This window comes from Vibrio sp. M250220 (assembly GCF_036533795.1).
Classification (GTDB): Bacteria; Pseudomonadota; Gammaproteobacteria; order Enterobacterales; family Vibrionaceae; genus Vibrio.
The window spans coordinates 21183-31468 of sequence record NZ_JATABI010000003.1 but is presented as its reverse complement, the minus strand read 5'-3'; the positions used below and the strand labels follow the sequence as shown (position 1 = coordinate 31468).

General features: G+C 45.6%; 7 protein-coding genes. 5 read left to right on the top strand and 2 right to left on the bottom strand.

The annotated features are described in order from the left end of the window. Positions 1–72: 72 nt before the first annotated feature. On the top strand, positions 73–3690 hold the full coding sequence (gene recB, locus QTN94_RS01765; protein WP_331426661.1) for an exodeoxyribonuclease V subunit beta: 3618 nt from the start codon (positions 73–75) through the stop codon (positions 3688–3690). Between the two features lie 2 nt (positions 3691–3692). After that, positions 3693–5804: an exodeoxyribonuclease V subunit alpha gene (recD, locus tag QTN94_RS01760; protein ID WP_331426660.1), complete on the top strand. Its 2112-nt coding sequence runs from the start codon at positions 3693–3695 to the stop codon at positions 5802–5804. Positions 5805–5814: 10 nt separating this feature from the next. On the opposite strand, the gene QTN94_RS01755 is transcribed toward recD, so the two are convergent. Continuing rightward, positions 5815–6009 carry a hypothetical protein gene (locus tag QTN94_RS01755; RefSeq protein ID WP_331426715.1) on the bottom strand — a complete coding sequence of 65 codons (195 nt, stop codon included), beginning with the start codon at positions 6007–6009 and terminating at the stop codon, positions 5815–5817. A 203-nt stretch (positions 6010–6212) separates the two neighbouring features. After that, positions 6213–7550: an amino-acid N-acetyltransferase gene (gene argA, locus QTN94_RS01750; RefSeq protein ID WP_331426659.1), complete on the bottom strand. Its 1338-nt coding sequence runs from the start codon at positions 7548–7550 to the stop codon at positions 6213–6215. A 240-nt stretch (positions 7551–7790) separates the two neighbouring features. On the opposite strand from argA, the gene QTN94_RS01745 reads away from it, so the two are divergent. From QTN94_RS01745 to tcdA, 3 genes are all read left to right on the top strand, one after another. Then, positions 7791–8180, top strand: coding sequence for a DUF2850 domain-containing protein (locus QTN94_RS01745; RefSeq protein WP_331426657.1), 390 nt, complete (start codon positions 7791–7793; stop codon positions 8178–8180). Positions 8181–8265: 85 nt separating this feature from the next. Beyond that, positions 8266–9369 carry a murein transglycosylase A gene (gene mltA / locus QTN94_RS01740; protein ID WP_331426655.1) on the top strand — a complete coding sequence of 368 codons (1104 nt, stop codon included), beginning with the start codon at positions 8266–8268 and terminating at the stop codon, positions 9367–9369. A gap of 92 nt (positions 9370–9461) precedes the next feature. Then, positions 9462–10271: a tRNA cyclic N6-threonylcarbamoyladenosine(37) synthase TcdA gene (gene tcdA / locus QTN94_RS01735; RefSeq protein ID WP_331426654.1), complete on the top strand. Its 810-nt coding sequence runs from the start codon at positions 9462–9464 to the stop codon at positions 10269–10271. Positions 10272–10286: the final 15 nt, after the last annotated feature.

Below are 10286 nucleotides of genomic sequence, written 5' to 3'. Positions count from 1 at the left end.
ACGTAATTACAATCATTTTTAAGTCTAGATCACACTTGGATCTTGGGTTTTGATTAGAAAGGTAGAATTTTTATGACAGCAACGTCGATGGTGACCCCGCTAAATGCCATGACTTTTCCTTTGCACGGTGCCCGGCTTATCGAGGCATCGGCGGGTACGGGTAAGACATTTACCATCGCTGGCTTATACTTCAGATTGCTTTTGGGTCATGGTGATCCAGAAACCAAGCACCAAGTCCCTTTAACTGTTGATCAGATTTTAGTGGTCACTTTTACGGAAGCGGCTACGGCAGAATTGCGCGATCGTATCCGAGCGAGGATTCATGATGCACGATTGGCGTTTGCTCGAGGGACAAGTCATGACCCTGTGATCCAACCTCTGCTTGAAGAGGTTCATGATCATAAGCAGGCTGCTGATATCTTGCTTCAAGCCGAGAGGCAAATGGATGAAGCCGCGGTCTATACCATTCACGGTTTCTGTCAGCGTATGCTGACCCAAAATGCGTTTGAGTCAGGCAGTCGATTTAATAATGAATTTGTCACGGATGAAAGCCACCTTAAAGCACAAGTGGTTGCTGACTATTGGCGGCGAAATTTTTATCCATTGCCACTGAACTTGGCGGGTGAAGTTCGTCGACTATGGAACGCTCCTTCTGATCTGCTGCGCGATATCAGTAATTATTTAACGGGAGCACCGTTAAGCCTTTCGGTTAAAGCGATGAGTGGCACGCTGGCGGATCTGCATAAGCAAAATCTTGAACGTATTGATGAGTTGAAACAGTTGTGGCGAAGCCATCAGGATGACCTTTTTGCCATCATCAATGATTCTGATGTGAATAAACGCAGCTACACCAAAAAATCCCTGCCAGCGTGGCTGGAAGAGGTCAACCATTGGGCTGCGTCCGATACCACGGGCTACGACTCTCCAGACAAGCTGGAGCGTTTTTCTCAGCAGGTACTGTTTGATAAAACGCCAAAAGGGCGTGCGCCAGAGCATCTTGTATTTTCGGCGATCGAAGAATTTGTTGCCAATCCGATCACTCTTAAAGCGCCGATTCTTGCTCATGCAATAGAGCATTGCCGCTCTATGCTGGCAAAAGCGAAGCAGCAAAAACAGTGGTTATCGTTTGATGACCTGTTAACTAATCTCTCTGCTGCCATTGATAGCGATGAATCAGAATTGCTTGCGGAGCGTATTCGGACGCTATATCCGGTTGCGATGATTGATGAGTTTCAGGATACCGATCCTCTGCAATACAGTATTTTTAGCCGTATTTATTTGAACCATCCACAATGTGGGTTGTTCATGATCGGCGATCCTAAGCAGGCCATTTATGGTTTCCGTGGCGCTGATATTTTTACATACATCAAGGCTCGTAAGCAGGTTTCGTCTCACTTCACCCTCGGAACCAACTGGCGTTCAAGCGCAGATATGGTGGCGGCTGTAAACCAGATTTTTGAACTACCGACCAGTCCATTTATTTATGATGAGGACATTCCGTTCCTTGCGGTTAATCATAGTCCTAAAGCTCAAAATCGCACTTGGCTCATCGGTGACCAAAAGCAACCTGCGCTGACCTATTGGCTGCAAGACGCTGACGATAAACCGCTACCGAAAGGTGAGTATTTGCAAGCTATGGCCAAAGCCACGGCTGACCAGATACAGGCAGTACTAACGGCGGCGCAAGAGCAGAGGGCTTACTTCGTTGATGGTGATAAGCAGCATCTGATACAGGCTGGGGATATAGCGGTTCTAGTTCGTACAGGTAGCGAAGGTCGCATGGTTAAAGAAGCGCTAGCCAAGCAGGGCATAGCGAGCGTGTACCTTTCGAACCGTGACAGCGTTTTTACTTCTTTGATCGCACAAGATATTCAGCGTTTGCTGCAAGCTGTACTTACACCTGAAAATGACCGTGCCTTGCGTGCCAGTCTCGCTTCAGAAATTTTTGCTCTTGATGCCGGAACACTCGACAAGCTCAATAATGATGAGAATGAGTGGGAAAGTGCGATCAATGAATTCAAAGAGTATCGCAAGCTATGGAGTCAGCGTGGTGTGCTACCCATGCTGCGCAGTGTGATGAGTAAGCGTCATATTGCCGAACGTATGCTCGAAGAAGAGGCGGGTGAGCGCAATCTTACTGACTTAATGCATATTGGCGAGCTCTTACAACAGGCGAGCCAAGAGCTGGAAAGTGACCACGGTTTGCTGCGTTGGCTCGCTCAGGCAATCAGTGATGCGCAAAATGGTTTGGGAGGCAGTGAGGAGCAAATTCAGCGTTTGGAGTCAGAACGCAACTTGGTGCAAATCGTGACGATTCACAAGTCAAAAGGTCTTGAATATGATCTTGTTTTCTTGCCTTTTGCTATGAGTCATCGAGAAGCAAGTGAAGCCAAGTATTACGATGCTAAGCAAGATCGAACCATTTTAGATATCGCTAAGCAGGATTCGTCGCTTGCTCAGGCCGACAAAGAGCGTTTGGCAGAAGATCTGCGTTTGATATACGTCGCCTTAACTCGTGCGGTTTATGGTTGTTTTATTGGCACGTCTCCGTTGAGAAATGGGCGTTCAACCAAAGAGCCTACGGGGGTTCACAATAGTGCGATGGGGCATTTGCTTCAGGATGGTCTACAGGGCGGTATACAAGATTTAACCATAGCTATTCAAAAGCAAGTGGATGGATTGAATTGCGTTGTGCTTTCAGCGTTGCCCCAACAGCATTTACAACCGTTTAGCTTACTAAATGAGTCTCAACATTCACTGACAGCCAGTGAACTGAGTCATGAGATTGATCGTAACTGGCGGATTACCAGCTATTCAGGATTGGTAAAGCAGGGCTCTCATCATAGCGATGAAGCCTTCACGGATCTGATGCACCTCGATATTGATTCTTCCGATGAACAGGATCAAGACGAAATTGCCGACCCAGAAATGTCGATTTTTACTTTTCCGCGAGGAGCAAGACCTGGCACCTTCTTACATACCTTATTTGAAGAGGTTGAGTTCACTCTGCCTGCGACCAGCGTTGAAAACAGTGAAATTATTCTCCAGCTATTAGAAAGTGAGCAGTTAGACATCAATTGGCTGCCTGTCCTTCAGCAACTTATCGATACTGTGTTAGCGACACCTTTAGATGGTAAATCTTTGTTACTCAAACAAAAAGGCCCTAATCAACGACTGGTTGAGATGGAATTCTTATTACCGATTGAAGTGCTTTCGGCTCCAGCACTTAACCGAACGATTCAGCGCCATGATCCGCTGTCAGCCAAAGCGGGTGACCTCGGTTTTCACACCGTTCAAGGTATGTTGAAGGGTTTTATTGACTTGGTATTTGAACACCAAGGTAAGTATTACGTTCTTGACTGGAAATCTAATCACCTTGGCGATGAGGTGAGTTTCTATCACGGCGATGCATTAAGGACGGCAATGGCCGATCATCGCTACGATCTTCAATATCAGATTTATGCTTTAGCACTACACCGTTTTTTGCGCAGCCGCATCGTCAACTATGATTATGAGCAGCATTTTGGTGGAGTTTATTACCTGTTTTTGAGAGGTATGGATGGCGCGAGTGACCATGGTGTATTTAGTGCCAAACCGAGCTTAGAGTTTTTGACCGATATGGACAAACTGATCGATGGTGAAGCGATTGATGTGAAGCAAAATAGCGCAGGCCAGATGGAGTTACTTTGATCATGATGAATCTAGTTCAAACCCTCAAGCAGTTAGCGCTGAAAGGCGGTATCCGACAACTTGATTATCAATTTGCTCGATTCATCGAGTCTCAATCTCATGACCCATATCTGGGGTTCATTGCCGGAGTGGTGAGTAGTGAGTTAGGAAAAGGTCATATTTGTCTTCCATTGAACGATGCTCAGGGACAGGTGGTTGATCTCAGTGCAAAGCTTGGTCTTTTTGGTGAGGCTGCCCATCAACTTAATCAAATCTTGGTCGGAGTGGATTGGCATCAGTGCCTTAGTTCGGCGCCATTAGTCGGAACAATGGGAGAATCGCTGCCACTAATATTTGATGGTAAACGGCTCTACCTTCATCGCTATTGGCACTACGAAGTCGCGCTAGCCGAACGCTTAAATAGCTTTGGGTCACCTATGATCCAAAAGCCTGCTGAAGTACAAAAGCTCGCAGACCTGCTCGATCATCTTTTTGCCAGAAACTATCGCTATTTATTTGAAGATATTAAGAAAAGCTTTGAATCTGGAGAGCTAAATTCGGTGCTTCGTCAGCGTATGGTTTGCGATCACCTAGACGTCGTGTGCGAGGAAATCTTGGATTGGCCTACCATAGACCAAAAGCTTGTTGCGGCGAAAAGTGTCTCTGATTTGTTGGTGTTAGATGAGTTGGTCCCTATGGCTGCTTGTGTTAATTGGCAGAAGGTTGCGGCAGCGGTTGCGCTGAGCCGACGTTTTGCGGTGATTTCAGGTGGACCGGGAACCGGTAAAACAACAACGGTAACCAAATTACTTGCCGCGCTTATCGAGCAAGCACAAAGCAATAATGAATACCCAACCATTAAACTAGTGGCGCCGACGGGGAAAGCAGCAGCCCGTTTGACGGAATCGATAGGTAAAGCGGTCGCTGGTTTGCCAGTATCGTTAGCGCTCAAGCAAGCGATTCCTACAGATGCAAGTACCCTTCATCGTCTATTGGGCGCGATACCAAACAGCGCAGAGTTCCGACATAACCAAGATAATCCACTTCACTTAGATATTCTTGTCGTCGATGAAGCCTCTATGGTTGATCTGCCGATGATGTACAAATTGATTGATGCGTTACCTAAGCATGCGCGTTTGATCTTACTTGGCGATAAAGACCAGCTTGCTTCGGTAGAGGCGGGAGCGGTGCTTGGGGATATTTGTTCGTTTAGTCATTTTGGCTTCAGTCAGTTACAAGCGACGCAAGTGGCGCGTTTAACGGGCTATACAACACTGGCTCAGACAAATAATGTTCAACCTTCGATAGCCGATAGCTTGTGTATGCTCAAAAAGAGCTACCGTTTTGATGCACGCTCAGGTATCGGTCAACTTTCTCAGGCGGTCAACGCAGGCTCGGCGCAGAAAGTCGATTGGGTGTGGCAAAAAGAGTTTGCTGATATCGCGAGATTTCCTATCGATAGTCAGCACTACAGTCAATTAATTCAATCCCTAGTCAACGAGTACAGCGACTACCTCAAACGTATGAATATTTCGCAACACGATGCTAGTACCGGTGAACTTGAAACCGCGGCTCATAAAGCGAAAGCCGTATTGGAACTGTTTTCACGCTGTCGTTTGTTGTGTGCTATTCGGGAGGGAGACTTTGGGGTTAAAGGGCTAAATCTGCGTATTGAACGCGCCTTGGCTGCACGTAAACTTATTCAGGTTCAGGATGAAATTTGGTATCACGGTCGACCAGTAATGGTGACACGCAATGACCATTCGCTAGGGCTTTACAATGGTGACATTGGTATCTGTATGCTTGATCAGTCAGACAGTCAGCCAAGGTTGAAAGTCTTTTTTGAACTTCCGGATGGTAGCGTGAAATCGGTGCTGCCAAGTCGAGTTCCAGAGCATGAAACCGCCTACGCAATGACGATTCACAAGTCACAGGGCAGTGAGTTTGAGCATACTCTAATGATTCTTCCACCTGAGTTTACCCCTATTTTAACACGTGAGTTGATCTATACAGGGATCACGCGAGCCAAGAAGCGTTTGAGCTTGTATGTCGATGATAGAGTGATGAAAAGAGGCATTAAGGTTCGGACTGAGCGAGCAAGTGGATTGATAGAGCGGTTGCAAGCGAATGGATAACCTTCCGTGGTTATCGAATGCAAAAGTTAAAGTGCTTTAGTGAAAGAAATACTGCGAATGAGGTATTTTTTTTTTGATAGTTCAAAATGAATGCTTTTAAGCCTTCTGTAACGGGAAATACGCAGTGAACGTCTAGATTTTCTAGCAGTTCATTGTCTGCCATATCCCAAAAACTCTGGACTGAGTTACAGATAATTTTTTTCATCGACAGTTTGCTCTAAGTGACGTAGTGAGTTACCTCAAGCAATCCTTGCGACTTAACTTGCGAATAAGTTAAGCGGATAAGCGAATCCTATTTAGCTCCCATTAATTTGGGAGCTCGAATTTTAAACAATCTGACGAATGAAATAAAGTGAATAATGTAGGAAAATTCACCGCTTCAAGCGCAACTATGAGAATATCAACGTCTTACAGCTGTAAAGAGAGTATTTTCGATTTACGTTGATAGTTGTATAAGTTTTGCTTGTGTGATGGCAAAGAGTCGACACCCATTTCATGGAAACCCTGCTCTCTAAACCAGTGGAGACTATGAGTCGTCAGGACGAAAATTTGTTCGATACCCTGAGCTTTTGATTGCAATCTCATATGGTTAAGCAGCAACAGTCCTCGATTTCCATCGCGGTATTCTGGATGAATGGCCACACACGCCATTTCTGCCATTTTCTCATCAGGATAAGGATAAAGAGCAGCGCAACCAATGATTAGCCCATCTTTATCAATAATGGTGAATTGATGAATCTCTTGCTCGAGTTGCTCACGTGAACGTCTAACAAGAATGCCTTGCTCTTCTAATGGGCGAATCAAATCAAGAATGCCGCCAATATCGTCAATATCGGCAAGTCTGACTTGCTCTGCACTCGCCTCAACGACCTGAGTACCGATACCATCGAGAGAGAAAAGCTCTTGAATCAGTGCGCCATCAACCTTGTAGCTGACCAAGTGGCTACGTGGAACACCCGCTCGACATGCTGCTGTTGCTGCTCTAAGGAAACGTAAAGTCCCCGAAGAAGAGTCATTGTCTCTGCCGTGTTCGTTTTCCAGACGAGACAAAATCCGTTCTGCGTCTTTGGGAAACAGCTCGGCGACCGCGTTGCCATTTTCATCAATGATGCCTTGTTCAGAACAGAAGCCAATCAACTTATCGGCATTTAATTTTATTGCGACTTGGGTCGCCACTTCTTCAGAGAGTAAGTTGAAAGATTCTCCGGTCACTGAACTGGCGATAGGGCCAAGTAAAACGATCGAACCTTGATCAAGCATACGGTTGATGCCTTGTGCATCGATACGTCTTATGCGTCCACTGTGACAATAGTCTATGCCATCGTCGACACCGAGCGGTTGAGCGATGACAAAGTTACCGCTGACAACGTTGAGTTGAGTACCGGCCATCGGCGTATTACTGAGGCTCATCGATAGCTGTGCGGTAATGCTCAACTGTAGTTGCCCTGCGGCTTGCATAACGTAGTTGAGAGATGTCTCATCGGTGATCCTGATACCTTTGTGGTAAGGCGTGTGATGATTATTTTGTTCAAGAAGATTGTTAATTTGTGGACGCGCTCCATGGACCAATACAATTTTCACGCCCAAGCTATGCAACAGTGCGAGATCGCTGATAATATTGGCAAAATTTCCATCTGCTACAGCTTCACCGCCGATCATGATAACCATGGTCTTGTCTCGGTGAGCATTGACATAGGGAGCGGATTGTCTGAACCCCTTAACCAGAGCTGTACTTCGAATCTTCACAATATCTTCCGTAATGAATTTATATACAGATATATTGCAATTTTATTCTTTTTTCGGCAAGCGTTTTTTAGCGTCTAAATCTATTGTTTTTAGGCTTGGGTATAAGTGTTTCTTCTAGCTGAACTTGTGAATAATGCGTCACTCTGAGCGGCGCTAGGAGATTTGATTCGAAATTGTCTATATTTTGAACGACACTTAGAGAGTGAATTCCATACTAGTGATGGGTAGGTAGTAAAGAAAGTGAGTAGTGTAAGTAAGGGTAAAAAGAAGCTCATAGAGCGAGCCATTTTGCTGTTAGCGATCGTCGCCGCTGTTGGTGCCGTTATGTTGGCCAATGTTCTTTATGACTTATATCTAGAGAAAAAATACCCTAAGTCGAATCTTTATGGGACTTGGACTGAACAGAACGTCGCGTCTTATTCTGCAGAAGCGTTTGTCGTGACACCTGCGGGAGTCGCGATTGATGGTGGGGTTGTAGACACACACTACTCCTGGAACGGGACATATCTTGAGTATCAAGTTGGAGATAAGACTCGTCGCTTTAAAGTGCTCAATGAAGAGTTGACTGAGTTACAACTTATCTCCGAGCCTCACTACCAGCCGGTGTATCGATTGTCAGAAAACGATTAAAATTAACATTCACTAACGGCTGGCTAATTGCGTATTTCAGTCAAGTTTGTCATGCTCTTAGCATCGCTTGAAAGGAATAAAATTAGTGTTCAAAAAATATCTTCCTATCGCCGCAGTCAGCGTTTTGTTTGGCTGTGCGCAACCCACCGATCGTGCTCAGCAATATATCGATGATGAATTCAATTCGATTTTGAATAAATCCTCACTTGTTGAGTCTGACAAACCTCGTGACTTTACTGAGTTCCATCGTCAGACTGAATTGGTCGTCGATAACTCGCCTTCATTGGCGGCCACATACCAACCTTTGTATGAAAAACTCAATGAGTGGATTCTTCAAAGTGGTGAGCCGACAGAGTTTGCTAACTTCGGCATTCAGGCTGCACAGCTAGGTGGTGGAGATAAAAAAGGCAATGTCCTATTTACGGGATATTTTTCTCCAGTCATGGAGCTTCGTCATCAACCGAACGAGGTCTTCAAATATCCGGTTTATGGTAAACCCGCTTGTGAAAGTGATTGTCCTACTCGTGCACAAATTTATGATGGTGCGCTTAGCGGACAAGGATTAGAGCTCGGCTATGCTGCCAATATGATAGATCCATTTTTAATGGAGGTTCAGGGCAGTGGTTTTGTTCATTTTGAAGATGACGATACTTTGGAATACTTCGCTTACGGCGGCAAAAATAACAAAGCGTACGTGAGTATTGGACGCGTGTTGATTGAGCGAGAGCTCGTTTCACGCGAGAAAATGTCAATGAAAGCGATCAAGGAATGGGTTCTGGCAAACGATGAAGAGACTGTTCGTGAACTTCTAGAGCAAAATCCGTCATTTGTTTTCTTTGAACCGCGCGCGGATGCGCCAGTAACAGGTTCTGCCGGAATTCCATTATTGCCTATGGCGTCGGTTGCTGGCGACCGCAGTATCTTTCCTATGGGGACGCCTATATTGGCTGAAGTACCTCTACTGAACTCAGATGGTTCATGGAGTGGCGCACATCAGCTCCGTCTTTTGATCGTGTTAGATACCGGTGGGGCTGTAAAGCAGAACCATCTTGATTTATATCACGGCATGGGGCCGAGAGCGGGGATCGAAGCTGGGCACTACAAACATTTTGGTCGTGTATGGAAGCTGGGTCTTGAAAACTCAACGACTCAAGCGCCTTGGGCATTGCCACCGGAAAAGCGACAATAGTTGAACAAGGACCCGTCTCCTTCATCTAGACTTTTTATTGAAGAGTGCGTATAAATCGCACTCTTTGTTTTTGTACCAAGCGGAAAACCAATATGCGCGAACTCGATACTCCAGCTTCTGATAATTACAACCAACGTTTTGGTGGCACTCGCCGTCTTTACGGTAACAGTGAAGTCGAGATTTTGCGTGCTGCGCACGTTTGTGTCATCGGTATTGGTGGCGTGGGTTCATGGGCGGTAGAAGCCTTAGCTCGTACCGGAATTGGTCAACTGACACTTATCGATATGGACGATGTGTGTGTAACCAATATTAACCGTCAGATCCACGCTATGTCTGGTACTGTTGGTCAAAGTAAAATCGAAGTGATGGCAGAGAGAGTGAAGCTGATTAACCCAGAATGTAAAGTTAATCTGATCGATGACTTTATCACTCCTGACAATCAGCACGAATACTTGAGTAAAGAGTATGACTATGTACTCGATGCGATTGACAGCGTAAAAGCAAAAGCGTCCTTACTTGCCTACTGTCGTAGTAACAAAATCAAAGTCATTACCACTGGTGGTGCTGGTGGTCAGGTTGATCCAACCCAGATAAAGGTCGCTGATTTGACTAAGACGATTCAGGACCCACTAGCGAAAAAAATCAAAGATACGCTACGTCGCCATCATAATTTTCCAACCAATCCAGCACGTAAGTTTGGCATTGATTGTGTATTTTCAACTGAGCAGTTGAAATACCCTCAAGCAGACGGCACGGTTTGTGGCGTTAAGTCGACAGCGGAAGGCCCAAAACGTATGGATTGTGCGAGTGGCTTTGGTGCTGCAACGGTAGTGACGGCGACCTTTGGCTTTGTTGCCGTATCTCGCATTGTTGAAAAGCTAATCCAAAAACACAGTAAGTAACAGGTGGATTTTTCT

Bases quoted from the DNA above. Each gene is read 5' to 3' on its own strand.
- recD (WP_331426660.1), top strand. From the start codon at position 3,693: ATGATGAATCTAGTTCAAACCCTCAAGCAGTTAGCGCTGAAAGGCGGT.
- tcdA (WP_331426654.1), top strand. From the start codon at position 9,462: ATGCGCGAACTCGATACTCCAGCTTCTGATAATTACAACCAACGTTTT.
- recB (WP_331426661.1), top strand. From the start codon at position 73: ATGACAGCAACGTCGATGGTGACCCCGCTAAATGCCATGACTTTTCCT.
- QTN94_RS01755 (WP_331426715.1), bottom strand. From the start codon at position 6,009: ATGAAAAAAATTATCTGTAACTCAGTCCAGAGTTTTTGGGATATGGCA.